The sequence below is a fragment of the Rhizobium tropici CIAT 899 genome (genome assembly GCF_000330885.1).
GTDB lineage: Bacteria > Pseudomonadota > Alphaproteobacteria > Rhizobiales > Rhizobiaceae > Rhizobium > Rhizobium tropici.
Genome location: NC_020061.1, coordinates 523,729 through 549,467 on the forward strand (window position 1 = coordinate 523,729; position 25,739 = coordinate 549,467).

Consider the following 25,739-nt stretch of genomic DNA (forward strand, 5'->3'; position numbering starts at 1 on the left):
CTCCTTGCACGACGAGAATTCCAGAAATCCCGCCCTTCGGCGGACGCCCACGCTGATTTCTCCGATACTCTTCATTGTTCTCGATCGGCCTTGCTCGCTGCGCTGCGCGCCGGCCGATCGGGCGAATTCTCTGCGGGGTTCGCTGCTTTCGAAAACGCTCTCGCGCCCACGCACCCCTTCATATCGTCACGCCGAAACCAGATCGCGCGTCCGCATCTGAGCGGCGCGTTTCCGGCGGTGAAGACGATCTGCTCGTCGGCCCGCATGCGCAGCACCTCGTGCGGCTGGATCAGCGGCCTGGCGGCGAGTTGCTTCGACCGCGTGCGCGACGATCCTTTCGATTGGACACTGCGGCTGACCTGATCGATCTCGACGGTCGTCATGCCGCAGCGGCGTGAGATGTAGTCGGCAGTCTCGGGATCGTTGATCGCGGCGAATGAAATCCAGCTTGCGCTCTCGAACCATTTGCTCGCCGCATCGCGGCCGCCATAGGTCTCGCGCATCTGGCCGATCGACTGGTAGATCATGGTCAGCGTGATTCCATACTTACGGCCGGCGTCGCGCGCGGTCTCCAGGATGCGCATGTAGCCGAGGCGCGCCACCTCATCGAGAAGGAACAGTGCCCTTCCCTGCATCTCTCCGTTGCGGTTGTAGATCGCGTTCAGAAACGCGCCGATGATGACGCGCGCCAGGCCCGCATGCGTCTCCAGCGTCTTGAGATCGATGTTGATGAAGACATCCGTCTTTCCGTCCGCCAGATCGCTCGTCGAAAAGGAAGTTCCCGAGACCAGCGCGGCGTAGTTCGGATAGGACAGCCAGTGCGTTTCCTTGACCGCGTTGGCATATACGCCCGAGAAGGTTTCCGGCGTCATGTTGACGAAGGCTGCGACATTCTCCTTGACGAAATCCGAATTCGAATCGTCGTAGATTTCATGCAGCCGCTGGCGCAGTTGGGGCTCTGGCTCGGACAGGTTCTTGCGTACTTGCCGGAGTGTCTGGTCGTTTTCCGTCGTGTGGCCTGAGAGGCAAACGTCGGCAATGAGAGCCGTCAGCAACTGCAAGGCCGAGGCGCGGAAGAAGTCGTCACGGACCCCACGCGCGCCACCGCTGTCGCTCATGATCCACGATGCGACGGAGGCGATATCCTCCTCTTTCGTTCCCCCGAACCGGCCGATCCAGTCGAGCGCGTTGAAGCCGATTTCCGAGTGTTTCGGATCGAGCACGAAGACGTCGCGGTTGGCGTCGCCACGGTGCTTCAACACCATTGGCGCAACCTCGTTCGAAGGATCGAGGACAACGAGCGCGCCACCCCACTTGAGCGCCGTCGGGATCGTGACCGATGTCGTCTTGAAGCCGCCGGATCCGGCGAACACGATGCCGTGCGACGAGCCGAACGAGCCGTCGAAGCAAAGCAGCGGCGACTTGCCGCCCGCTCCCCAGCTCGCGGCGCTGTCGGCGCGAAACGATGGTGCCGCGATGCTATCCCGGTCGACCCGGTAGCGCTCGCCGATGACGATGCCGCCGCTCTCGGCAAACAGCTTTTCGGCTTGCGATAGTTTCATCCAGTCGGCCTCGCCGTGCAGCGCCCGTTTCCCAACGATGCGCTTCGGTTCGGCCCTCGCGAATGTCGCGTTGCCGGCAATCGCCACACGCATGCCGAACAGCGCCGACATCAGCACGGCAGCAGCCCCGATCGCCGTCGCGGGATCGAGATAGTTGAAGACGGTTTTGCCGGCCGGGACTTGTTCGAGATACGCGGAGAGCCTCGATGCCTCGCGCAGGACCGCTAGGACGAGCGTCGCTGTCGCGCCCGTGACAACGCCCCATCCTGCCGTCCTGATCCGCGCGGAGCCTGCGCTCGCAAACAGAAAGATGATGCCGACGACGGACGCGGCGACATAGGGCAGAGCGATGCCGGCACGGCCGAGCATCTGCCGGGCGGCATCGCTCTTGCCGAAGTGGGATAGCCACAGTTCGGTCCCGGTCATGCCGATGGCCATCAGCATCATCAACGCGCATGGCGCTACGAACAGCAGGATCCTAGTCATCTCTCTCTCCGAACGCTTCAGCACCGAGTGCGGCGAGCCGTGAGCGCTCCTGTGCGTCTCCCTTCAGGCGCGCGGCGGCATCGATGAGGAGCCCGAGCAGCAGCGCGCGCTTCTCGTAGCGCAGCCCCGCCTTGATGATCAGGCCGCCGAGCTCGATCTTTTCGCGCGTGTCCTTCTTGCGGGCATCTGATGTCGTGGATCTTCGCATCCGCTCAAGCCTCGCCAGTCCTGCCCTCAGCCGTACCAGGCGGGTTCTGCGCGGCGGGCGCGCTGCCCTCGCCTGCGCCGCTTGCCCCCTTCCCTCCGGTCGAACGGACCTTGCCTCCGCGAAAGCGTTTCGCCAGATCCTCGAATGCTGCCTGCAGTTCACCCTCGTCGATCTCGATCTCACCGAGCCCGGCTTTAAGCGCGATCCGGCCGATGCGCTCGGCCTCCCGGGTCTCGGCGAGCTTCAATTGCTCCTGGAGCCTGGCGATTTCGTCGCGGATTTTCGAGGATGGTTTCTTCATGTCCGGATGTCTCCTTGGGTGCGAAAGCTTGTCTTTCGGACCCCATCTTCCGGATGTCGGTGCGGAACGCACTACTGTGAATCCTACAATCGCCAAGGGCGATGCTTTCGTGGATGATCCCGGCCGCTCGACAAGAGCGGCATCCGAAGGGCGCAATTATACGTCGCTGGCGCGACGTTCTTTTGAGAGCGCCTGGCGGAGCCGATCTCGCTGGCGAACATGTTGATTTTGCTCGGAATCGGGAGAGAATTCCGCCGTGGCCGTTCCTCATTTCTCCGTCAGCATCGTCGCCCGCGGCTCCGGCCGCAGCGCTGTGCTGTCGGCGGCCTATCGGCATTGCGCCAAGATGGAGTACGAGCGGGAGGCCCGCACGATCGACTACACCCGCAAGCAGGGCTTGCTGCACGAGGAGTTCGTCATCCCTGCCGATGCGCCGTCATGGCTGCGGACGATGATTGCCGACCGATCCGTCTCCGGCGCGTCGGAAGCGTTCTGGAACAGTGTCGAAATCTTCGAGAAACGCGTCGATGCCCAGCTTGCAAAGGATGTGACCGTTGCGCTGCCGATGGAGCTCTCAAGCGAGCAGAACATCGAACTGGTGCGGGATTTTATCGAGCGTCACATCACGTCGAAGGGCATGATCGCCGACTGGGTCTATCACGATGCACCCGGCAATCCGCATGTGCACCTGATGACGACGCTCCGGCCGCTGACCGAAGACGGGTTCGGCGCCAAGAAGGTTGCAGTGACCGGCCCTGGCGGCAAGCCAGTGCGCAACGATGCCGGCAAGATCGTCTACGAGCTCTGGGCCGGCAGCCTCGACGATTTCAATGCCTTTCGTGACGGCTGGTTCGCCTGTCAGAACCGGCACCTGGCGCGCGCCGGCCTCGATCTCCGCGTCGACGGCCATTCCTTCGAGAAGCAGGGGATCAATCTGACGCCAACCATCCACCTCGGTGTCGGCGCCAAGGCGATCGAGCGCAAGTCGGCGGAAGCCGAGCGGGCCCCTTCGCTGGAGCGGTTGGAGCTGCAGGAGGAGCGCCGGGCCGAAAACGCCCGCCGCATTCAGCGCCGTCCCGAGCTCGTGCTCGACCTGATCACGCGGGAGAAGAGCGTCTTCGACGAACGCGACGTTGCCAAGATCCTCCACCGCTACATAGACGACGCTGGCCTCTTCCAAAGTCTGATGGCAAGGATCCTGCAGAGCCCCGAAACGCTCCGGCTCGAACGCGAGCGGATCGAGTTTTCAGGCGGCCTACGCGTGCCGACGAAATACACGACGCGGGACCTCGTCCGGCTGGAAGCAGAGATGGCCAACCGGGCGATCTGGCTGGCTCAACGCTCTTCTCACGGCGTTGCGGACGCTGTGCGCGAAGCCACCTTCGCCCGCCACCTGCGCCTGGCGGACGAGCAGAAGACGGCGATCGCACATGTTACCGGCGGCGAGCGCATCGCTGCGGTGATCGGACGTGCAGGCGCCGGCAAGACGACGATGATGAAGGCGGCGCGCGAAGCCTGGGAAGCGGCCGGTTATCGCGTCGTCGGCGGGGCGCTTGCGGGCAAGGCCGCCGAGGGCCTGGAGAAGGAAGCCGGCATTCTCTCCCGCACGCTGTCATCATGGGAACTGCGCTGGAACCAAGGCCGCAATCAGCTGGACGACAAAACCGTATTCGTTCTCGACGAAGCGGGCATGGTGTCGTCGCGGCAGATGGCGCTGTTTGTCGAAGCGGCGACCAAGGCCGGCGCCAAACTCGTGCTTGTCGGAGATCCGGAACAGCTCCAGCCGATCGAAGCCGGCGCTGCCTTCCGCGCCATTGCCGACCGCATCGGCTATGGCGAACTCGAAAACATCTACCGCCAGCGTGAACAGTGGATGCGCGAGGCGTCGCTCGATCTGGCCCGCGGCAATATCGGCAGAGCCGTCGAAGCCTATCGCGCCCAGGGCCGCGTCAGCGGAGCCGATCTCAAGGCCGATGCCGTGCAGGCGCTGATTGCCGATTGGAACCGCGACTACGATCCGCAAAGGTCGAGCCTCATTCTTGCGCACTTGCGAAGAGACGTGCGCATGCTCAACGGCATGGCTCGCGCAAAGCTCGTCGAACGCGGTCTCGTCGCCGACGGTTTCGCCTTCCGGACCGAAGACGGGCACCGAAAATTCGCGGCCGGCGACCAGATCGTGTTCCTGAAGAACGAGGGCTCGCTCGGCGTCAAGAACGGTATGCTGGCGAAGGTCGTGGACGCGACGCCCGGGCGTATTGTCGCGGAAGTCGGAGACGGCGAACACCGCCGCCAGGTCACGGTCGAACAACGCTTCTACGCCAATCTCGATCACGGCTATGCCACCACGATCCATAAGAGCCAGGGTGCCACCGTCGATAGGGTGAAGGTGCTGGCTTCCCTCTCTCTCGACCGCCATCTCACTTACGTGGCCATGACCCGTCACCGAGAGGACTTCGGTCTCTACCACGGCCGCCGATCTTTCGCCAAGGCAGGCGGCCTGATCCCGATCCTGTCGCGCAGACAAGCCAAGGAAACGACGCTCGATTATGCGAGTGGCCGCTTCTACGCCCAAGCCCTTCGCTTCGCCGACGCCCGTGGCCTTCACCTCGTTAACGTCGCACGCACTGTCGTTCGCGACCGGATCGAATGGACCGTCCGGCAAAAGTCGAAGCTCGCCGCGCTTGGCGCTCGTCTGGCGGCAATCGCCCGCAGGCTTGGTCTGTCCGCCGGCGCGGCCAAGACCAGTCAATCGCACAGCATGCAGGAGGCAAAACCCATGGTATCGGGCATCACCACGTTCCCAAAATCGCTGGAACAGGTCGTCGAGGACCTGCTTGCAGCGGACGCCGGCTTGAAGAAGCAATGGGAGGAAGTCTCAGCGCGCTTCCATCTCGTCTACGCTCAGCCGGAAGACGCGTTCAAGGCTGTCAACGTCGATGCGATGCTGAGAAACGAAGCGGCGGCGAAATCGACGATCACCAAGATCGGTTCCGAGCCGGAGACCTTTGGTGCGCTGAAAGGCAAGACCGGGATCCTTGCCGGCCGCGCCGACAAGCAGGCCCATGAGAGGGCCGTCACCAATGCGCCGGCGCTTGCCCGAAACCTGGAACGCTATCTGCGGCAGCGCACGGAGGCGGAACACAAATATGACGCCGAGGAGCGCGCCGTCCGCATGAAGATCTCTCTCGACATCCCGGCGCTGTCGCCGGCGGCAAAGCAGACGCTCGAACGCGTCCGTGACGCCATCGATCGCAACGACCTTCCCGCAGGACTCGAAAACGCGCTCGCCGACAAAATGGTGAAAGCCGAACTCGAAGGTTTTGCGAGAGCCGTATCGGAACGTTTCGGGGAACGCACCTTCCTACCGCTCGCCGCCAAAGACATGACAGGTCAGACCTTCCAGTCGGTGACCTCGAGCATGTCTGCCGGGCAGAAGGCGGAAGTGCAATCGGCCTGGAGCACGATGCGAACGGTGCAGCAACTTTCCGCGCATGAGCGCACGACCGAGGCGTTGAAGCAGGCCGAGACGCTGCGGCAAACGAAGAGCCAGGGGCTCTCGCTCAAATGACGCGTCCGGGTCGAACACGCGAGCGAGCCATGGCGCAGCGAAAACAAGCTGCCGTCACTTCATCGGTTTCTGCTGCCGCCATCGCAGTGATCGGACTGGCCGGTCTATTAGGCAGCTATCGCATCAATCTTACGCCGAGCGAGCCACTTGGCCTCTGGCAGATTGTCCCGCTCGACCGTTCGCCTGGTGTGGACGACCTGGTGTTCATCTGCCCACCGGACACAGCCGCCATGCACGAAGCGAGGGCGCGCGGCTATCTCCGCTCCGGACTTTGCCCCGGTCATCTCGCGCCGCTCATCAAGTCGGTGGTCGCGGTCGCCGGCCAGCGCGTCGAGATCGCCAACGAGGTGACGGTCGATGGGCGCCTGGTTCGTGCTTCCACTGTCGCCGAAAAAGACGGAGAAGGTCGGCCGCTGACACGGTTTTCGGGCGGCGTGGTACCGGGCGGTGAGGTCTTCCTGCATTCGGCCTTCGCCGGCTCGTTCGACTCCCGTTATTTCGGGCCTGTGCCGACATCCGGCATTCTCGGTCTGGCGCGTGAGGTGCTGACCTATGCGCCATGACTGGGTTTGGCCAACGCTGCTTATCATCGCCTCGGTCGGCGTCGGATCGGTGGCATGGAGCGGCCACGTGCTGTTGTTGCCGGTGGCGCTCGGCTTTCCCGTCCTCTGGTCGCTGTCGAGAACGAAAAAGACGGCAACCTTGGTTTCCGCAGCATATTTCCTGTCGGCGTCGCGCGGCCTGCCGCAAGGCGTGGCCACCTTCTATGCTGCGGATATCTGGCCGGGCCTGCTGCTGTGGCTGGCTGCCTCGGCCAGCTTTGTCGCGGCGCATGCGCTCCTGTGGACGAAGGAGGTTGGCCTTCGTCCGGGCCGCTACGTCCTGGCGGCCGTACTGATGGTGGTTCCCCCTTTCGGCATTACCGGCTGGGCGCATCCCATCACGGCCGCAGGCGTGTTGTTTCCGGGATGGGGATGGTGGGGACTGGCCGTCACGACAGCCGGCTTGGCGGGCCTCGTTTCCCGCCTCTGCCCAACTGTCGCCATGGGCCTTATAGGCTTCTGGCTTTGGTCCGCCGCTTCGTGGACGGACCCGAAGCTACCGGAAGCCTGGCGGGGCGTCGATCTCGAATTGGGTGCGTCGGTCGGGCGGGACACCAGCATGGCCCGCCACCGTGATCTAATTGCAACGGTGCTTGAACGAGGGACCGACGGTGTTCGAACCGTCATCCTTCCTGAAAGTACGTTGGGCTTCTGGACGCCGACGGTCGAACGGCTTTGGATCCGCGCGCTATCAGGGCATGACACGACCGTTCTCGCGGGCGCGGCAGTCGTTAACGCGGCCGGATACGACAATGTGGTGGTTGCAATCTCCGCAGATAGCAGTCGGATCCTCTACCGGGAACGGATGCCGGTTCCGGGCTCGATGTGGCAGCCCTGGCAGCCGCTCTTCGGCGGCAACGCCGGAGCGCAAGCGCACATCTTTGCAAATCCTGTCGTCGCGCTCGGCTCCGGGCGGGTGGCGGTGCTGATCTGCTACGAGCAACTGCTCGTCTGGCCGGTCTTGCAATCGATGCTCGGCAGTCCGGACGTGATCGTTGCGGTCGGCAACGGCTGGTGGACCAAAGGCACGTCCATTGTCGCCATCCAGCGCGCCAGCACCGCCGCCTGGGCAAAGCTGTTTTCCAGGCCAGTCGTTTTTTCTTTCAACACCTGATGCCGAGGAGGTCCCATGCTCGACGCCGCCCTTATCAAAGACTGCGCCGACCCTTCACTGAAACCCGCGATCGTCGAGCAGTTCGTCGCGGCGGCGGGCTCTGCCGATCCCCTTGCGGTGACCGTGCGCTCGGGAGGGCGGTTGATCCTGGTGCCCAAGGCCAGATCACCCGACGAGGCGATGGACATCGTGCGCCAATATGCCGGCAACGCTGTCGTTCGTGTCGGTCTGACGCAGTTTCCAGCCGGTGTGGGCGTCAAGGACCTGGCCGATCTCAAAACGGATTTGGTCGATGCTTGCCAGAACCTGCGCAAGGGAACGGCGATGTTCGCCAAGGTCCTGCGCATTGTTGCCAAATGGTACGGCGATCCGAAGAGCGATGACGTCTTCCGCCAGATTTTCGAGGATGCGCTCTATGCGTGGAAAGCCGGCGAGTTCGAGGGCGTCGGTGTGTTTCAAGCGCAGGATCCAGGAGCCTCCATCGAATTGCCTCGGCAAAGCGAAGCGCGGTCCGTCGATGAACCGCCAGCCACCGCGACCACTCCCGAGATGCGGACGAAGGTGAATGAGGTTATTGGCCAAGCCGGAATTCGGATCGATCTTTCGAGGATCGGAGGCAAATAAGCACTCGAGTTTCTTACGTCGGAAACGGCGCGACGGATGGAACATCCCCGGCATGCATAATCATCCTCGTCGAAAAGTTGAAGGGCAATTCCAAAGTGCCAACGCCACAGGCGAAAAAGGGTACCGCGGAACGTTCGCCGGATGGCATGACCTTTTATGGCCGCATAGCAATTCCTCCAGAGCCTGTCGGACATTCGGGGTTGAGGACGCGCTGAGCATTGCGTCCTTGTTTGCCTTGTTTTCGGTTCCCAGCCCTGTACCCGTCATCTCAGTGGCTCAATTTTTGTCTCAGGCCGACGTTTCAGCAGTTCAGACGCCTCAACACCTAAGACCGTCGCCAGGCGATCGACAACGTCGATGCTTGCATTATAGACACTGCGCTCCAAAGAACTGATATAAGTTCGATCGATGCCTGCCTCAAACGCGAGCTCTTCTTGCGACAGGCCTTTGGCTTGACGCGCGGCTTTCAGATTCCGTGCAAACACCTCTCGAATCTCCATGCTGGAGAGAGCAGCGGCTTGCAGAGTATTTCTCCACGGAGTATTCTCTACAGCCGTATTCCGGATATGGAATGTTCATACGAATCAGGGTGATTAGGCGTTCACTGATGCCCTCTTCTTGCGAGCAATGAATTGTCGAGTTTGTAGCCACCCATCTTACTGAAGGATGGGATCTATTCTGCAAAGCGTATACGCTACCGGAAGGTCTCGATCCTTGCCGGGTCGCAAACGAGGTAAGAGGAGAAGCGGATGGACAACGAGGTCTCATTCGAGACAAGCGGCAAAAGAGAGTCTCGTTATAAAGCGATGCGAGAAGCCGATTTGAAAGCGTTAGCAATTTCTGCGATCCGCGAGCACCGCCGACTTCTAGCCGCGGATGAAGCTGTCTACGAAACGTGGACTCTTGCAACCGCCAACGCCTCGACTTCCAGGGACGTGCTCAAGAGCCTGCAAGATGAGTATCTCGATCGTCAAAAGAAGTCAGAAGCGCAGCAGGAAGAACTCTCGGAAATCGTCGATGCGCTTGGTTATGTTCCCGATGTGCCCTCCGAAAACAACGAATGATGGTTAAACCAAACCGCGGTCCTTCGCGATTGCCACGAGCTGAGGGATCGTCGCGGCATTCAGCTTTTTGCGTGCGCGATCGAAATGGTGTTGCACTGTTCGTTGGGTAATTCCCATTAAAATGGCAATCTCCCAAGCCTTTTTACCCTTTGCCGCCCACGTAAGACACATCGCTTCCTTTGGTGAAAGCAGCCGGCTGGGTGCGACGATCGTCGACGCAGCTATGATCTTCAGGCGATAGTGAATTGCCAACACCGCCTGAAGCGGGTTTAGTTGCTTTTGACATTTTGAAATATCAGCTTTATGCCCCGAGGACGCGAATGTCAGCATAATGATCGAGCCGAAACTGCCTTGAACGGGAACCGTCACCCCACTGCGAATGCCATGTTCTACCGCTTCATCCCGAAAACGATTGAACTCAGAGCTCCCACGAGACGGCCAGTCATCGATCGCCCAGGAAAACATCTCCATCCGGCGTTTGGCTTCCGTAACGACCGGATCCACCCGAGAATATTGGTTGCTTAGGTAAATTTTCTGCCATTTCTCGGGATAGGAACTGAGCGCGCGGGCGCTAAGGCCTTCCGTTTGCAGATATGCAAAGAATTGAAATCCGCACGAATGAACGAACCCTTTGAGCCCGCGTTTGATCATCCGTTCATGATCGTGTCCCATGGAGTGGTGTAGCTTGATTTCATAGCCATCGGTGATTTCCGGTAGGGTCGGGTTGCTTAGAGCCAACCTGAGGGACACCACCGATGACCGACGACATGATGAACCTGCGCTCACTCGTTGAGAAGAGCGCTGATGCCGATTTGCTGCGGGAGATGATCGGCTTTGCTGCCGAGAAGCTGATGGCGCTGGAGGTCGGCACGAAGACCGGCGCGGCCTATGGCGAGAAGAATGGCTTCCGGCTGGCCCAGCGTAACGGCTATCGCGACCGGGATTGGGAGACACGGGCGGGCACCGTCGAGCTGCGCATTCCCAAGCTTCGCACCGGCAGCTACTTCCCGAGCTTCCTGGAGCCGCGCCGCATGGCCGAGAAGGCTCTGACGGCGGTCATCCAGGAGGCTTATATCCAGGGTGTTTCGACCCGCTCTGTTGATGACCTCGTCAAGGCCATGGGCATGTCGGGCATCTCCAAAAGTCAGGTGTCCCGGCTCTGCGAGGAGATCGATGAGAAGGTGAAGGCCTTCCTCGACAGGCCCATCGAAGGAGAATGGCCCTACCTGTGGATCGATGCGACCTACCTCAAGGTTCGGCGCGGTGGTCGTATTGTCTCCGTCGCCGTAATCATCGCCGTCGGCGTCAACACCGATGGCCGACGCGAAGTGCTCGGCATGGAGATCGGCACGTCCGAGGCCGAGGCGATCTGGACCGAGTTTCTTCGAAAGCTGATCAGGCGGGGGCTGCGCGGCGTCAAGCTCGTCGTCTCCGATGCCCATGAGGGCATCAAGGCCGCAGTATCGAAAGTGCTTTCCGCCACCTGGCAGCGCTGCAGGGTGCACTTTATGCGCAATGCCTTGGCCCATGCTGGAAAGAGCGGACGCCGGGTTGTCTCCGCGTTCATTGCAACGGCCTTCGCTCAGGACACGCCGGAGGCCGCAAGCACTCAGTGGCGCAACGTCGCCGACCAGATCAGGCCAAAGGTACCGAAGCTCGCCAGTCTCATGGACAGTGCCGAGCAAGACGTGCTCGCCTACATGACCTTTCCCAAGCAGCATTGGGCCAAACTTCACTCGACCAACCCCATTGAGCGATTGAACGGTGAGATCAAGCGGCGCACAGAGGTCGTCGGCATTTTCCCCAACGACGACGCCATCGTGCGCCTGGTCGGTGCGCTGCTGCTCGAACAGAACGATGAATGGGCCGTCCAGCGATCCCGCTACATGACACTTGAGACAATCGCCACAATGAGCGATGATCCGCTCATCAGCCTGCCAGCAGCAAGCTGATACTCATCCGACCCTCTGGGATGAGCCGTGGTCGTCTAAGCTACACCACGTCCTGGGACATGATCTCCGTTCATCGTATGAGGCTTCAACCATGTCAATGAGAGCGCTTAAGGCTGGATCCACAGACCTGTCTCCTTTCTGTTGTACGTGAAGGCGCCCCCGCTCCTTCGGAAGTGATACAGATCTGCGCTCACCCGCGCAAACGTCTATTCACCTCTATTTCGCAATCAAACCTTCTGACCAAGAGATGAAGTTAAACAAAGATCTCTTCTGATGCTGTATCACTGACTGCTGTACGTAGAGGGGAAGACGATATCCTGATCGACCAAGACATTGAACTCGTATCCCGGCCGGATTTGGATTGTCGGCTGAACGTTCAAGTTTTTCGAGATCGTCTGCTCGGCAACGCGACCGAAGGTGTCCGCAAAATTCCGTCTGGCGGCATCGGAGGCCGTGTCCTGGGTGGCAAGCGTCGTGCTTTCGGGCATCGACATGTCGATGCCGGTTCCGAGTATCGCGACAAGTGCTGCCGAACTCCACGTGCGCCAGAGATGCCGATCGACCTTATCCTTGAACCCGCCATAACCTGCCCCATCGGTCCCAGCCATGCCGCCGATTTGCAGCGTCGAGCCATTCGGGAAGATCAGATCGGTCCAGACGACGAGCACGCGGTCCTGGCCAAAGGAAACCTTGGAATCGTAACGGCCGAACAACTTGGCTCCCTGCGGGATCAGGAGCCGGTAGCCGGTGGCGCTATCATAGACATTCTGGCTGATCTGCCCGATGATCCGGCCCGGAAGGTCTGAGTTGAGACCTGTGATCAACGTGGCTGGAATGACCGAGCCGCGCTTCAGCTCATACGGCGACATCTGCGGCACGACCTTATTCGGCAAATAGCCAAGATCCTTGATGTCCTGATTGAAGAAATCCTCCTTCGAACTTTGGGCATTCGGGTCGACGTTCTGGGCCGTCAGCCCGGATTTCGATGCGGCGGTGTAGAGATCAGAAGCATTGTTGGCTGTCGTCGTCGCAGTCTGACGACCGGCGTCTGTGGAACTTTTAGCGGCCTTCTCGACATCAGAAATATCCACCTTCAAAGGCGAGTCCAAAGCGGTTGCCCGCGCCTGCAGGTGAGCCATCCGCTGGCGCTGAGCTTCACGGATATATTGTTCATCCTGCTCCCGCTTTAGGCGGGCTCGCCATTCCTCCTCTGATTCGAGCTGCGGGCCTCTTTCTTGCCGTTCCGTAGGCCGGCGGTCTATAACAGGTGCTCCCTTCTCCACCTTCTGCTCGACGGTGGGTGTTGGCTGGAGCACTTCGCGCTCACCTGGCTCGCCGATGATGCCGTCACTGATGCCGCGCTTGAGCTGGTCACCGAAGTTCGTCGCCGGTGTATTCAAGTTGCTGTCGATATCGTAGCTCCAGTTGAAGGGAAGTCCTCGCCACGATAGGCCGATCACGACCACGCCGAAGAATAGCGCGATGAGGACGGTTGCGGTAATAATTGGCAGCCGATTGAGGCGGCGCATTCCTTTCGGATCGTCGGCTTGCTTTGAAGGGCCGAGCTGGAGCGATTGGATCATACCTTTCCCCTCAATTACGCTGCATGATGGAGAGCGGACTTGCCGGCGTCGCACCGGCGGCCGTTGCTTTGTATGCGCGGCCAAGGGTAATGGACGGTGTTGACAGCCGCGCGAGCACCTGATCTTGAGTGCCATCGATCGCGTAAGTGAGCTCGACCGGTTTCACGTCCTTTCCAACTTTGCCGTCGGTTAGAACGGTGTAGCCAGAGCCCTTGAGGGCCGCCTCGAGTGCCGCCGCAAACTCCGATGTGTCCCTTTCCATCTTGATTGTCGTCGACCTCACGGGACTGATCTGCTCGGCGAGCCGGCTTGCCATGTCGGCGGCGATGGCACTTGCGGCGGGCCCGGAGACCGGCGCGGCGTTTGACCTGGCGTCAGACCCATCCCCAGCAGTTTGGCATGCGGTGAGAAAGCCGCTGATGATGATGACGAGAAGCTTGTGCATAGCTTAGCCTCCTCGCCGAATGGTAATCTTCTGCTGGCGCCAGCCGACGCCGGAGACGAGGATCGCCTCGTCGACGGCATAATCGACGATCATCAAGTCGTTCTTCATTCGGTAATTGACGATGCGGCTCTGGCCGCCGTGGATCACGACCAGCACCGGTGCATCCTGACCTGAGATCGACTTCGAAAACTGGATGTAGGTTTTCACGCCATCCGAATAGACCCGCGTCGGCTTCCAAGGTGCCGAGCCACTCACGGAATATGAGAAGTTCAGTTTGTCGGGTGCCGCCCCGGGAATGCCGCCGGTCTCGAGCCGGGAATTGATGTCGGCGAGCTTGGTCGAGACGTCCTCCGGATATTCGAAGCCGACGCGTGCCATGTACTGGCTCGGATGTGACTTGAGCTGGATGTAATAGGTGCGTCGCGACGTCGTGACCACCATCGAGGTGACAAGACCTACTTCCGACGGCTTGACGATCAGATGGATCGCTTGGCCGCCGATTGCACCGGAGGTGGCAGGCTCCACCTTCCAGCGAACAGTATCTCCAACGAGAACATCGCGGACGATCTCGCCGCTCTGGAGTTCGATATCGCAGACCTGCAAGGGCGAGCAGACAACGGACGGCTGGGTTTCGCCGAAGAGAAAGGTGACCTTGCCATCGGAGCCTGCCGTCACCAGTCCGGGCGCGACGCGCCATTTCCTGGAAATGGTCGTGCCATTCACCTCATTTGCCGTCATGGTCTGCGCCTCAGCGCCGCCCACAAAGACGAGTCCCGCCAAGCAGCCGGTGGCTGCAATTAGTGCTGTTCTGTGCATGTCAAATCCCCTGCCCTCAAAGCTGTGCCGTCCAGTCAAAATCCCTAACGTAGAGGCCGATCGGATTGAGGCGGATGGTCGCCTCGTCCTGCGGCGCGGTAAGCGCAACCGTCGCGATTCCGCGGAACCGGCGCGTCCCGGTTTCCTTGCCCTTCCGGTCCCGTTCGTATTCGGTCCAGTCGATCTGATAAGTCTGATTGGAGAGCGCCACTATGTTGTTGACCTCGATGGCGATCGTCGACGACTTCGCCTTTTCGAACGGCGAATTGCTGCGGAACCAGTCATTGATCTTCTGGGTCGAGGGATCGGAAGCTCGCAGAAGCGCATAGGTTCGATCGATATATTGCTTTTGCACTACGGCATCCGGTGTGACGCTGCGGAAGCTCGTTACGAAGTTGCCAAGCGTGGCGCGCACCACCCGCACATCCGCGTATTCGATCTGCTCGGGGAACCCTGAGGTGACCGAGGTGCCGAGCTTGTCGACCTGGACGATATAAGGCACCAGCTTCACCTGCGTGCTTAGGTATATCGCGTACCCGAAGCCGATCACGGCCATGGTCAGACCCAGTATGCCGACGATGCGCCATGCGGCCGCGGCCTGCACATAGGAGCCGTATCGCTCATTCCATTCCTGGCGCGCGGCAAGATACGGGTTTTCGGGAGCGCGTTTCGCTGCCATCGATCGATCACTTTCTGATTGCTATTAGTCTTTAAGTTCGGGAAGTGGCTTTGGTCCGCTGTGCCCACTGCGCGCCTGATCCAGCTTGGCGTTAGCAAGGCCTAGGATAGACCCGGCGTAGGCACCGGGAGAGCCGATGGCCTTCTCCTTGGTAGCCGAGCCCGCCGCTTTTCCTGCCGAGCCGATCCCTGCGCCGAAACCCCGCAGCATTGCGCCTGCGACGGATGACCCCGCGGCGCGCGCGGTTTGAGCCGCCGCAAATCCCGCCCCGGCAGCGCCCGCCGCGAGGAACCCTGCTCCTGTCGCAAACGATGCGGCCTGACCACCGTGCCTTATTGCCTCCATTCCGCCCGAGACGGACGCGCCCTGAACAACACCCTGCATGATGTTCGGGACGTAGATGGCGATAATGAAGACCACGACAGCGATACCAGCGATCGCAAGCGCAGTCTGGAACTGGTCGCCAATGTCGGGCTGGTCTGCCAACCCGATCAGCACCTCTGATCCGATACGCGAGATCATGACGAGCGCCATGAGTTTCATTCCGACCGAGAAGGCGTAGACCAAATATCGGACCGCGAAATCCTTTGTATAGGACGAGCCGCCAAGCCCCAGCATGATCATACCGGCAAGAAGGCCGATATACATCTCAACCATGACCGACACGAAAATCGCGGCGACAAGCGAGAATGAGATGACGACGACGACCATTGCAAAAGCAGCCGAGATCGCCAACGCGTTGTCCTCAAAAAGACCGAACTGTATCTTTTCCGACATCTTCGTTGCGACGGCGAGTCCAGCATTGAAGACGTCTGCTGGGGAGGCCGTGCCGCCTCCAGCCCCAATCTCAAACAAACTATCCACCACTGCCTTCGCAAAGGCCGGCCCCTGTCCCAAAACGAAGGCAAAAAAGCCGACGAATATGATCCGCCGGACAAGCTCGGCAAACCAGCTGTCTAGCGAAGCTGCCTGCAATGCGAGCCAGACGGCGGCGATGCCAATCTCGATTGTCGCGAGGATCCAGAACAAGGATTTCGCCGCATCCATGACAGTAGTTTCCCACCCCTTTGCGGCCGTGGTGATCTGGCTCTGTAATGAGGTCAGCACTGAACCTTCTTGGGCGACTGCCGGCTGTGCTGCCAGCATGCAGAAGGTGGCAATCACCATCGCGGTGCGGAGCCGCCGAAGACATATTGTTGTCATGTGCTTACCACTCGACTTTCATCTTTTCGCCGCCGGAGGTGGAAGGGGCAGTCCCGCTGAAGAATTTCTCACGCCGCGCCTGCGCAAGGTCCTTGTCGGTCTGTTCGGTCTGGAGCCAGGTGCCCATCATCGTCATTTGCTGCGAGACGAGGCCGCGAAGCTTCTGAATCTGGGCGACCTGTTGCGCGGCGATCTCATGCCCGACCTGCAGGGCTTTCATCTGCCCGTCGGCGGTCTCGGACATGGACCGCAGCGAGGACATCGTGCCTTCCTCGCTATCGAATTGCTCGGCCGTCAGACTCGCCGCCTTCAGCGTGCTGGCGATCGTGTCCCGGTTCGTATCGGACCAGGACTGATAGGTGGTAGAAAACGACGAATTGTCTGGCAGGTTGGTTTTAAGGCTTGAGTAGCTCTGAAAACGTTGTTGCAACACATCATCCGCATTGCCCATGGAAAACGAGATGCTCTGGCCCTGGTCGACGATGCTGCGCAGCTGGTTGAGATCGCTTTCGACCTGCCCCCACATATGCGACGGAAGCGTCGCCGTGTTCTGGAGGAGGTTTTGGTAGATATTCAGCTGCGTTTCGATCTGTTGTGCGAGCTGGCTGATCTGGGTGAGCTGGTTCTGGATCTGCTCGCCGGACTTCCCGACCAAAGCGACCAGCTCGCCATTATTGAGGACCTGCGTCCACTCGGTGGCGGCACCCGTGGCAGTTCCAGCATTTGCGGGCACGACAGTGCCGGCCATCAATGCGACAGCCGCCAGGCCAGTGAGCAATTTATTCGAGGTTGAGCAGCGCTGCGGCATCCTGAACTCCTCTCGTTCGTAGCCAGTGGATCGGCCAGTCGCGGCCGTGTTTGGAACTGAGCGTGCGGATGCGCTTCAGGTCTTCCTTGCCGGATGCGCCAACGAAACTGAGCGCCACGGGGCCGAGCGACATGTCGAAGAGCCGCCTGCCTTCGGACGTTGCGACGTAATATTCTCGCTTAGGAATCGCATTCGAAACGATCTCGATCTGTCTCTCGTTGAAGCCAATCCGCTCATAGAACTCGCGGGTCCCAGGCTCACTTGCGGCGCCGTTCGGCAGGCAAATTTTCGTGGGGCAGGATTCCTTCAACACGTCGATGATGCCGGAACGCTCAGCATCGGAAATGGATTGCGTGGCCAATACCACCGCGCAGTTCGCCTTGCGCAGCACCTTCAGCCACTCTCGGATCTTGCTCCTGAAGACCGGATGGCCGAGCATCAGCCAGGCTTCGTCTAGGACGATGAGGCTCGGTGAGCCATCGAGGCGCTTTTCGATGCGGCGGAACAGATAGGTGAGAACAGGTACGAGGTTCCGCTCGCCCATGTTCATCAACTCTTCGATCTCAAAGGTCTGGAATGAGCCAAGCAACAGTCCGTCTTTCTCAGCATCGAGAAGCTGGCCCATGGGACCATCGACGGTGTAGTGATGGAGCGCGTCCTTGATCTCGCGCATCTGTACGCCGCTTACAAAGTCCGAGAGAGATCGGCCCGCTGCACTGGCCATCAAGCCAATCTGGCGAGAGACCGCATTGCGGTGGTCCGGGGTGATGGTCACGCCCTGCAGCGCGATCAACATCTCGATCCATTCCGCGGCCCATGCGCGATCACTGTCGCTGGAGAGGTCCGACAGCGGGCAGAAGGCCAGCGCCTTCGCCTCTTCTTGAGCGTCGCCACCGATCTCATAGTGATCACCTCCGGTGGCAAGGGTCAGCGGAAGGAGAGAGTTCCCCTTGTCAAAGGCGAAGATCTGGGCGCGTTCATAGCGCCGGAACTGCGCGGCGATTAGTGCAAGCAGCGTCGACTTGCCCGAACCGGTCGGCCCAAAAATGAGTGTGTGACCGACGTCGTCGACATGTAGGTTCAGCCGGAACGGCGTCGACCCGCTCGCCACCTGCATCAGTGGCGGTGAATTCGGCGGGTAGAACGGGCACGGCGCGACAGGGGAGCCCGACCAGACAGAGTTGAGCGGAATGAGATCGGCAAGGTTGCTGGTATTGATCAGCGGTTCGCGGATGTTGCAATACCAATTGCCCGGTAGGCTGCCGAGGTAGGCATCGGTGGCGTTGAGCGTTTCGATGCGCGCCCCGAAGCCCTCCGCCTGAATAAGTCTGCGGATGGACTCTGCCTTTTCCTGCAGTCCTTCACGATCGTGATCGAAGAGAACGATGACGGGCGTGTAATAGCCGTATGCGACCAACTGCGACGAAGCCTGGGCGATAGCCTCTTCTGTCTCGGCGACCATGTTCATGGCGTCCTGATCAAGCGAACGGCTCTGCGTCTGAAAAAGCTGGTCGAAGAATGGGCGCACCTTCTGCTGCCATTTCTTGCGGGTCCGCTCCAGTTTTTGTCTGGCCTCCTGCGCGTCGAGAAAAATGAAGCGCGACGACCAGCGGTAGGTTAGCGGCATGAGATCGAGGCTGTTGAGGATCCCCGGCCAGCTCTCGGCCGGCAGGCCGTCGATCGCGACGACACCGAGGAAGCGGCTTTCAACCTTTGAGGTCAGCCCATGTTCAAGCTCGGCGGTCGCGATCCAGTCGAGAAACATGGGCACATCCGGCAGCCGGATCGGATGGTTGTCACCAGTGATGCAGAAGCGAACGAATTGGAGCAGTTCGTCGTAGCGGGCAACCCGCGCCCCTCCCCTCTCGAGAGCCTCCCGCGTTTCCATGCGACGGATCGAAAGCGTATTGGCGAAATACTGCTCGATCTCGCGGACCGCGTTCTTGAAAATGAACAGCACCGTGTCGGCATAGGTCTTCTTGCGGCTCACCTCGTCCGAGTAGATGTATTTGCTGAGCGCCGTTTTTTTGGATTCGAGCGGCCGATAGGTCAGGATCAGCGCGTGTTTACTCTCGAAATGCCCCTGTTCGCGGGCGAAATGCGCCCGCCGCTCGGCGTCGATCGCGCGAGTTACAGGATCGGGAAAGTGACAACGATTATCCGACGGATAGTCGAATGTCGGGATGCGAACTGCCTCGACCTGGATCATCCAGCCGCTCCCGAGCCGCGAGAGGATTGTATTGATATGGCGCGACAGTTCGTTGCGATCGAGGGCCGTGGCGCTCTCTGAATCTGGTCCCGCAAAATACCAGGCGGCCATCAGGCTTCCGTCTTTCAACAGGAGAACACCATTGTCGACGAGGCCGGCATAGGGGACGAGATCAGCAAAGGATGGGTCGGGGGCCCGGAAGCGTTTGAGAGCGACCATGCGTTCCTCTCAATACCGGCGCCACGGCGAGGAGGTCGCCTTGTAGTAATGCTTGTACGAGATATGGCGGACATAGACCTGTCGCATGAGCGGATCGGCCTTTGCCATCATTCTCAAGAGCCCGACGATGACAATCCAGACGCCAACGCCGAAGAGCGCCGAATAGATCGTAAGAACGACGAAGATGAGGATGACTGCGGCCAAGCCGGTGATCAGCACCAGTTCCCGGTCCGCGCCCACCAGAAGGTTCGGGCGCGACAGCGCGCGGTGGATGCGGTTCCGCTGCAGACCGGACGCGGACTCAGCCATTTGTCACTCCTGCGCCTTGGAAGCCGTCCGAGGCGACCAGCTCCCTCGTCAGGCCAATTGAAGCTCCAGTCGCGCCGAACAGGCCCACAATGGTCGTGGCACCGAGCAGAATGCCGGCGACGAGAACCACGTATACAAGTCGCCGCGCGAAGTCGTTCAACTCCCCACCAAATATGAGCATGCCGCCGGCTATGGCGACAGCCGCAAGTGCGATGTATCCTGCGACAGGTCCGGTGATCGACTCTTGAATCTGCTGCAGTGGTCCTTCCCAGGGCAGTCCGCCACCGCCCGAACTGGCGAGTGCCGGATCAAGCGAAGCGAGAACTGTCGTTAGGACAGAGAATGTGACCTTGGCGAGCGAAGGCTTACGCGACATGACGGGCCTCCTCTTCCTCATCGAGTTGGTCTGAACCGATCTGGTATTGGCCCTCCGCGAACCGTTCGATGTGGATGACGTCTCGAACCCGTCGCCCGCGCGGTGTCCGTTCAATGGAGATGATGAGGTCGACTGCCTCACCGATAACCTCGTGCATCGGCTGCTGGCTTGCTTCTGCGGTCAATTGTTCAAAGCGGCGGAGGGCCGACATGGCGGTGTTCGAGTGAATTGTCGCAACGCCTCCGGGATGACCGGTGTTCCACGCCTTCAGCAGAGTCAACGCGGCACCGTCGCGGACTTCGCCGACGACAATCCTGTCGGGGCGCAGTCGCATCGTGCTCTTCAGCAATCGTGACATATCAACGGTATCGCTGGTATGCAGAAGAACGGCGTTCTCGGCCGAACAATGAATTTCGGCGGTATCTTCGAGGATCACCAAACGGTCTTCGGGGGCGAATTTGACGATCTCATCGATCAACGCGTTCGCAAGCGTCGTTTTGCCAGAACCGGCGCCCCCGGATACGATGATGTTTCGCCTTTTGGAAATCGCCTTTCGGATCATTAAGGCGTGGCATCCCGTCAGCGCGCCTGACCGCACATATTCTTCCAGCGGAATTAGGCGTGGGGCACGGCGGCGGATCGTAAAGGCTGGCTTGGCGACCGCTGGTGGTAAAAGGCCTTCGAAGCGGTGCCCACCTATCGGGAGCTCGCCGGAGATGATCGGTTGCTTCGTGTCTACCTGGGACTGAAGGAAATGCGCCACAATTCCGATCACCGTTTCCGCGGCGACGGGGGACATTTCGCCGGCCGCCGCAACGCCGTGAGCGAGGCGCTCAATAAAGAGCTTTCCGTCCGGATTGAGCATTATTTCGATCACATCCACGTCTTCCAATGCGGCGCACAGCTTATGGCCGAGCGCGTCTTGAAGTTTGCAGACAAGCCGGTGGTGAGAGCGGAGCTGGTTCATGGATTTCTCCTTTTCCGCTGCCCATCTGGGGAGATGAATTCAGAACGGTAACTGGATGGACGAAGCCTCAGGAATGTCTCGGCGTTCACCGGTAAGGTGCCCGCGACGGCAATTGTCTTGCCAATGTTCTTTGGTTCGCCCAATCGCGATAGGTGCCACCCAACGCGTGCAAGGATCCGCTCGAATCGAAGATCGGTCACCGTGACGAGCTCCGTGTACCCATTTGCGATGCACCATTCGATGATGCCTGCGAACATGGTCAAAGTGGCCTCGTGGACGAGGCCTCCTCCGCGAAGATCGACCAAGGTTGTGTCCACGCAAAAACGGGAGCTTTCGATCATACTTGGATGGGCGTTTAGGTGTCCATGCGTTAGCAGTGACGAAAAGACATGGGTCACCATCGTCGGACCCATGGCCGGCAGGAGTCTAGCGCATCCTGCCACACGAGCGCTGTCCGATACGGCGAGTATGTAAGTCGGCTGGAGAGCGTCGAAGACGTCCGCTTCCCGGCCGTCAAGAACACCGACCTCCCAACCCAACCGATTTGAAAACACTTGAGCTCGAAGTCGATGATGTGCTTCGAGAAGGTGCTGTGCAGGAAGCCCATGTCTGGTCGATATCGCAACAACCTTCATACTGATCTCCGTCGCTTAAATTTATCGACAAAGATCAGCACGGATTAGAATGGCTGGGCAGTTGTAGAATCCTACAAGGTATTTTGGTGAGTCGCGCGCGGTTTTGGGCGACAACGCGCTGATCTGATCTCGCGTGTTATTCCCTTAGTTGTAGGAATCACCAGTGAACAAATATGCAACGAACGTTGTGACTCGGAGCGGTAACAGATTGGATTTGCAAGGGAAATACAGATGGCGGCGTTAACCATAGGTCAAGGGGCGTCCCGGCTATTAACAGTTTATTAGCCGCATTTTCCTTGCCGGCCCGCGAGAATCGGACATAATAACGGTTCAGTGGCAATATCGGGCCGAAAACCGTTATCTGAAAGATTTCTGACAATGAACGCTAATTCGATGGCTTCGCTTAAGATGCCGATGCACTTTGAAGATCAAATCCTAGAACAGGGTGATTTGATCTCGAAAAAGCTGCACCTACTTAGCGTACAACGATTCCCGCCCAACGCGAAAAAGACATTGCGAAGCTTCTCGCTGGCGGAGGTCGCGACCTATGTCGGCGTATCGCAGAGCACATTGAAAAAGCTGCATCTGGACGGAAAGGGCCCCTCCCCTCAAACATCGTCCTCCGGTCGTCGCTCCTACACCGCCGAACAGATGTTGGAACTGCGTCAATATCTGGATACGCACGGTCGATCCGACAACCGCATGTATGTTCCCCACCGGCGCGGCGGTGAAAAGCTGCAGGTGCTTGCTGTAGTCAACTTCAAAGGGGGCTCGGGGAAAACCACGACCGCCGCGCATTTAGCGCAGTACCTGGCATTGACGGGGCATCGCGTCCTTGCCGTAGACCTCGACCCTCAAGCATCCCTTTCGTCTCTGCACGGCTTCCAACCGGAGCTCGATCAGATCGCGTCCATCTATGATGCCATTCGCTATGATGGTGCGAGAAAGCCGATCTCGGAGATCATCCAGACCACTAATTTTCCTGGATTGGACATTGTCCCTGCAAACCTCGATTTGCAGGAGTATGAATATGACACGCCGCTTGCGATGTCTGATAAGTCTTCTAATGAAGGCAAAACGTTTTTCACCCGCATATCGCGGGCTTTGGCTGAGGTCGACGATCGTTATGATGTCGTCGTCGTCGACTGTCCACCGCAGCTCGGATATTTGACGCTGACCGCACTGACCGCAGCTACAAGTGTTCTGATAACAATCCATCCGCAGATGCTCGACGTGATGTCGATGGGTCAGTTCCTTCTGATGCTTGGTGGAATCCTAAAGCCGATCCGTGCCGCTGGTGCGGAAGTGAACCTCTCCTGGTACAGATACTTGATTACGCGCTACGAGCCGACCGATGTTCCGCAAGCCCAGATGGTCGGCTTTATGTCCACGATGTTCAACGAGTTCATACTAAAGAACCAGATGGTGAAGTCGACGGCGGTTTCAGATGCCGGAATTACCAAGCAAACTCTGTACGAAGTCGATCGGGCATCCATGAATAGAGGCACGTATGACCGTGCGATGGAATCGTTGGATGCAGTGAATGCTGAAATTGCCGGCCTCGTTCACGAGTCATGGGGACGTCGATTTGTCAGCTGACAAAAACGAACGTTTTATGCGGAAAAACAAGCAGCTAACGGCTGCTCGGAGCAAATGAGATGGCACGGAAAAATCTGCTCGAGGGACTTGCTGACCTGCATGAAGATAGCGGCACGGCACCTGCATATCCAATGCGAGGCGCAGGCAAATCTCTCGTGCGTTCGCTGGACGAGCTGGCAAAGCAGGCTGACAAATATCTCGAAGGCGAGGCAATTATCGAACTTGATCCGGCACAAATTGAAGGCTCCTTCGTAAAGGATCGGATATCAGACGACGACGGCGAGTATCAAGATCTGCTAGAGGCAATTAGGGTACGTGGGCAGGATACGCCTATTCTCGTGCGGCCCCATACAAAGGTCGATGGTCTTTATCAGGTTGTCTTCGGCCACAGACGGGTAAGGGCAGCAAGGGACCTCGGCAGAAAAGTCCGGGCTATTGTCAAGGCAATCGACGACCGTTCCCATGTCATTGCTCAAGGGCAGGAAAATTCCGCGCGCGCGAATCTCTCTTTTATCGAAAGGGCGTTATTTGCCAAGCGCCTGGATGATCTTGGTTACGGCCGAGAGGTGATTTCCTTGGCATTGTCCGCGAATGCGGCTTCGGTCTCGAAGATGATGACGGTGGCAGAGCGCATCTCGGCTAACGTCATAGAAAAAATCGGGTCGGCTCCCGGTGTGGGCCGAGAGCGCTGGATAGAGCTTTCACTTCTAGTCGGAAAATTCGCCAATAGCGGCAAAGTGTCAGAAGTTTTGAGCACGGACGGCTTCGACGCATTGCCGTCCGATGAACGCTTTTCATCTCTGTACAAGGCGCTCAACAGAACAGCGCGGCCCGTGAGGAAGGCGGAGGTTTCGACTCAAAAGGCGAAGTGGCAGCCCCGGGACAAGGCAGTGCAGGCCGAAATCAAGAATACGGGCAAAGCTTTCTCGCTCTCGATGAAGGCGAAGAATGCTGGCCGTTTCGGAGAATATCTTTCCCGCAATTTGGATGCGCTCTACGAGCAATTCCTGAAGGAGGGAAGCAAAGGAGACTGAAGCCGCAAAAGAAAAAGGCCCCCAAACGACCAAGTCGTGGAAGCCCTTCTCGTATTCCCTAAGCAAGATTGAGAATCGCATTTCCACGAATCCCTGTCAAGAGTCGTAACCGTCGATTTGGCGGGCGGATCTCTTTTGCCTCAATTAAGGTGAGAGAAAAAATGCAGATTGGAAGTGTGACGACGCCCTTCGGGCGGCGGCCGATATCGCTTGCCCAGGTAAGAGGGCAAATGAAAACGGCTGAGATGCGGCCAGGTAAGACGGCCGACAAATGGAAGATCTTTCGCGATGCCTCGGAGGCGAGGGCAGTGCTCGGCATTCAGGACCGCGCCCTTGCCGTTCTTGATGCGCTCTTGACCTTCTATCCCGACAATGAGCTTTCGGAAGAGCGCGGCCTGGTGGTGTTCCCATCAAATGAACAGCTTTCCGTTCGAGCGCATGGTATTGCTGGCACGACATTGCGCCGCCACCTTGCTGCACTCGTCGATGCTGGACTGATCCAGCGCAAAGACAGTGCTAATGGCAAACGATACGCCCGAAAGGACAATGGCGGCCAGATCGAAGATGCGTTCGGCTTCAGCCTCGCGCCGCTGCTTGCTCGCGCCGAAGAGCTTGCGCAGCTCGCACAGCAGATAGCAGCCGAGCGCCGGCACTTCCGCAGCGCCAAGGAAGCACTGACGATCTGCCGTCGTGACGTTCGTAAGCTGCTGACGGCTGCGATAGAAGAGGGCGCTTCTGGCGATTGGGAAAAGCTGGAGGGCTACTACGTGCAGCTGCTCGCAGGCATCCCCCGCTCCCCAACCCTCAAAGATATTGAATCCGTCCTCGACGAAATGCGAATGTTGCGTGAAGAGATCATCAACCAACTGGAATTTCAGGAAGATTCTCAAAAAACAGATACCAATGATGTCCAAATTGGACGTCACATACAGAATTCAAAACCCGAATCCAGCAATGAATTTGAACCTCGCTCTGAAACAGAGCAGGGGGCGAAATCGAACCCAGACATTGGGCGAATGCGAGAGCCGATAAAGGCTTTTCCACTGGGAATGGTCTTGCAGGCCTGCCCTGAGATTTCGAATTACGGGCCGGGCGGGGCGGTCGGGAGTTGGCGCGATCTCATGTCAGCCGCGGTGGTCGTGCGATCGATGCTGGCCGTCAGTCCGAGTGCCTACCAGAATGCCTGTGAGGCACTCGGTGCCGAGAATGCTGCGGCCGTGATGGCCTGCATCCTCGAAAGGGCAGGGCACATCAACAATGCGGGCGGTTATTTGCGTGACCTCACCCGCAAGGCAGAACGCGGAGAGTTTTCACTTGGGCCGATGTTGATGGCGCTGATGCGAACGAATGGTTCGCCAGGCCGGAGAGCATCATGA

The 25,739-nt window shown here is 59.2% G+C and carries 25 protein-coding genes; 9 read left to right on the forward strand and 16 right to left on the reverse strand.

Annotation, left to right across the window (positions count from 1 at the left end):
- Positions 1–71 precede the first annotated feature (71 nt).
- Genes traG through traC form a run of 3 tightly spaced genes read right to left on the reverse strand, consistent with a single transcriptional unit; the run spans position 72 to position 2,557 of the window.
- Complete coding sequence (gene traG, locus RTCIAT899_RS22100) at positions 72–2,048, reverse strand: Ti-type conjugative transfer system protein TraG (RefSeq protein WP_004119814.1); 1,977 nt, start codon at positions 2,046–2,048, stop codon at positions 72–74.
- Positions 2,041–2,256, reverse strand: coding sequence for a type IV conjugative transfer system coupling protein TraD (gene traD / locus RTCIAT899_RS22105; protein WP_004119826.1), 216 nt, complete (start codon positions 2,254–2,256; stop codon positions 2,041–2,043). The genes traG and traD overlap by 8 nt, the downstream gene beginning before the upstream one ends.
- Before the next feature lie 4 nt (positions 2,257–2,260).
- Positions 2,261–2,557, reverse strand: a complete 297-nt coding sequence (gene traC / locus RTCIAT899_RS22110; protein WP_004119828.1) for a conjugal transfer protein TraC — start codon at positions 2,555–2,557, stop codon at positions 2,261–2,263.
- A 256-nt stretch (positions 2,558–2,813) separates the two neighbouring features.
- Between traC and traA the strand changes: the two genes are divergently transcribed.
- From traA to RTCIAT899_RS22130, 4 genes are read left to right on the forward strand one after another with little or no spacing between them, the layout of a single operon-like run.
- Positions 2,814–6,125, forward strand: coding sequence for a Ti-type conjugative transfer relaxase TraA (gene traA, locus RTCIAT899_RS22115; protein WP_004119830.1), 3,312 nt, complete (start codon positions 2,814–2,816; stop codon positions 6,123–6,125).
- Positions 6,122–6,688 (forward strand): conjugative transfer signal peptidase TraF, encoded by a 567-nt coding sequence (gene traF / locus RTCIAT899_RS22120; protein WP_004119831.1) that lies wholly within the window; start codon positions 6,122–6,124, stop codon positions 6,686–6,688. The genes traA and traF overlap by 4 nt, the downstream gene beginning before the upstream one ends.
- Complete coding sequence (locus tag RTCIAT899_RS22125; protein WP_004119833.1) at positions 6,678–7,841, forward strand: conjugal transfer protein TraB; 1,164 nt, start codon at positions 6,678–6,680, stop codon at positions 7,839–7,841. The genes traF and RTCIAT899_RS22125 overlap by 11 nt, the downstream gene beginning before the upstream one ends.
- A gap of 15 nt (positions 7,842–7,856) precedes the next feature.
- The gene (locus RTCIAT899_RS22130) at positions 7,857–8,465 is read left to right on the forward strand and encodes a TraH family protein (RefSeq protein ID WP_004119835.1); all 609 of its coding nucleotides are present in this window, start codon (positions 7,857–7,859) and stop codon (positions 8,463–8,465) included.
- Positions 8,466–8,728: 263 nt separating this feature from the next.
- Here RTCIAT899_RS22130 and RTCIAT899_RS22135 read toward each other — a convergent pair whose 3' ends face one another.
- Positions 8,729–8,965: a helix-turn-helix domain-containing protein gene (locus RTCIAT899_RS22135; protein ID WP_004119837.1), complete on the reverse strand. Its 237-nt coding sequence runs from the start codon at positions 8,963–8,965 to the stop codon at positions 8,729–8,731.
- A gap of 249 nt (positions 8,966–9,214) precedes the next feature.
- On the opposite strand from RTCIAT899_RS22135, the gene RTCIAT899_RS22140 reads away from it, so the two are divergent.
- Positions 9,215–9,529 (forward strand): transcriptional repressor TraM, encoded by a 315-nt coding sequence (locus tag RTCIAT899_RS22140; protein WP_004119838.1) that lies wholly within the window; start codon positions 9,215–9,217, stop codon positions 9,527–9,529.
- Between the two features lie 3 nt (positions 9,530–9,532).
- Here RTCIAT899_RS22140 and RTCIAT899_RS22145 read toward each other — a convergent pair whose 3' ends face one another.
- Complete coding sequence (locus RTCIAT899_RS22145; protein ID WP_051043311.1) at positions 9,533–10,201, reverse strand: autoinducer binding domain-containing protein; 669 nt, start codon at positions 10,199–10,201, stop codon at positions 9,533–9,535.
- 83 nt (positions 10,202–10,284) lie between these two features.
- Between RTCIAT899_RS22145 and RTCIAT899_RS22150 the strand changes: the two genes are divergently transcribed.
- Positions 10,285–11,481 (forward strand): IS256 family transposase, encoded by a 1,197-nt coding sequence (locus RTCIAT899_RS22150; RefSeq protein WP_004110519.1) that lies wholly within the window; start codon positions 10,285–10,287, stop codon positions 11,479–11,481.
- Between the two features lie 281 nt (positions 11,482–11,762).
- Here the strand turns inward: RTCIAT899_RS22150 and trbI are convergent, their stop codons facing one another.
- From trbI to traI, 11 genes are read right to left on the reverse strand one after another with little or no spacing between them, the layout of a single operon-like run.
- Positions 11,763–13,064, reverse strand: a complete 1,302-nt coding sequence (trbI, locus tag RTCIAT899_RS22155; protein ID WP_004119844.1) for an IncP-type conjugal transfer protein TrbI — start codon at positions 13,062–13,064, stop codon at positions 11,763–11,765.
- Positions 13,065–13,074: 10 nt separating this feature from the next.
- Positions 13,075–13,509 carry a conjugal transfer protein TrbH gene (gene trbH, locus RTCIAT899_RS22160; RefSeq protein WP_004119847.1) on the reverse strand — a complete coding sequence of 145 codons (435 nt, stop codon included), beginning with the start codon at positions 13,507–13,509 and terminating at the stop codon, positions 13,075–13,077.
- A 3-nt stretch (positions 13,510–13,512) separates the two neighbouring features.
- On the reverse strand, positions 13,513–14,325 hold the full coding sequence (gene trbG / locus RTCIAT899_RS22165) for a P-type conjugative transfer protein TrbG (protein ID WP_004119849.1): 813 nt from the start codon (positions 14,323–14,325) through the stop codon (positions 13,513–13,515).
- A gap of 16 nt (positions 14,326–14,341) precedes the next feature.
- Positions 14,342–15,004 (reverse strand): conjugal transfer protein TrbF, encoded by a 663-nt coding sequence (locus RTCIAT899_RS22170; RefSeq protein WP_004119850.1) that lies wholly within the window; start codon positions 15,002–15,004, stop codon positions 14,342–14,344.
- Positions 15,005–15,028: 24 nt separating this feature from the next.
- Entirely contained in the window at positions 15,029–16,207 is a 1,179-nt protein-coding gene (trbL, locus tag RTCIAT899_RS22175) for a P-type conjugative transfer protein TrbL (protein WP_004119851.1), read from the reverse strand.
- A gap of 4 nt (positions 16,208–16,211) precedes the next feature.
- Positions 16,212–17,015, reverse strand: a complete 804-nt coding sequence (gene trbJ, locus RTCIAT899_RS22180) for a P-type conjugative transfer protein TrbJ (RefSeq protein ID WP_004119852.1) — start codon at positions 17,013–17,015, stop codon at positions 16,212–16,214.
- Positions 16,987–19,443 carry a conjugal transfer protein TrbE gene (locus RTCIAT899_RS22185; RefSeq protein ID WP_004119853.1) on the reverse strand — a complete coding sequence of 819 codons (2,457 nt, stop codon included), beginning with the start codon at positions 19,441–19,443 and terminating at the stop codon, positions 16,987–16,989. The genes trbJ and RTCIAT899_RS22185 overlap by 29 nt, the downstream gene beginning before the upstream one ends.
- A gap of 9 nt (positions 19,444–19,452) precedes the next feature.
- Positions 19,453–19,752 (reverse strand): conjugal transfer protein TrbD, encoded by a 300-nt coding sequence (locus tag RTCIAT899_RS22190; RefSeq protein WP_004119854.1) that lies wholly within the window; start codon positions 19,750–19,752, stop codon positions 19,453–19,455.
- Positions 19,745–20,128, reverse strand: a complete 384-nt coding sequence (locus RTCIAT899_RS22195; protein ID WP_004119857.1) for a TrbC/VirB2 family protein — start codon at positions 20,126–20,128, stop codon at positions 19,745–19,747. The genes RTCIAT899_RS22190 and RTCIAT899_RS22195 overlap by 8 nt, the downstream gene beginning before the upstream one ends.
- Complete coding sequence (gene trbB, locus RTCIAT899_RS22200) at positions 20,118–21,095, reverse strand: P-type conjugative transfer ATPase TrbB (RefSeq protein ID WP_004119858.1); 978 nt, start codon at positions 21,093–21,095, stop codon at positions 20,118–20,120. The genes RTCIAT899_RS22195 and trbB overlap by 11 nt, the downstream gene beginning before the upstream one ends.
- On the reverse strand, positions 21,092–21,730 hold the full coding sequence (gene traI, locus RTCIAT899_RS22205) for an acyl-homoserine-lactone synthase (protein WP_004119859.1): 639 nt from the start codon (positions 21,728–21,730) through the stop codon (positions 21,092–21,094). Before traI ends, trbB begins: the two co-directional genes overlap by 4 nt.
- Before the next feature lie 378 nt (positions 21,731–22,108).
- Here traI and repA point away from each other — a divergent pair, with 378 nt between their 5' ends.
- From repA to repC, 3 genes are all read left to right on the forward strand, one after another.
- Positions 22,109–23,329 carry a plasmid partitioning protein RepA gene (gene repA, locus RTCIAT899_RS22210; protein WP_028755142.1) on the forward strand — a complete coding sequence of 407 codons (1,221 nt, stop codon included), beginning with the start codon at positions 22,109–22,111 and terminating at the stop codon, positions 23,327–23,329.
- Between the two features lie 59 nt (positions 23,330–23,388).
- Positions 23,389–24,363, forward strand: a complete 975-nt coding sequence (gene repB, locus RTCIAT899_RS22215; RefSeq protein ID WP_004119861.1) for a plasmid partitioning protein RepB — start codon at positions 23,389–23,391, stop codon at positions 24,361–24,363.
- A 161-nt stretch (positions 24,364–24,524) separates the two neighbouring features.
- On the forward strand, positions 24,525–25,739 hold the full coding sequence (gene repC / locus RTCIAT899_RS22220; RefSeq protein ID WP_004119862.1) for a plasmid replication protein RepC: 1,215 nt from the start codon (positions 24,525–24,527) through the stop codon (positions 25,737–25,739).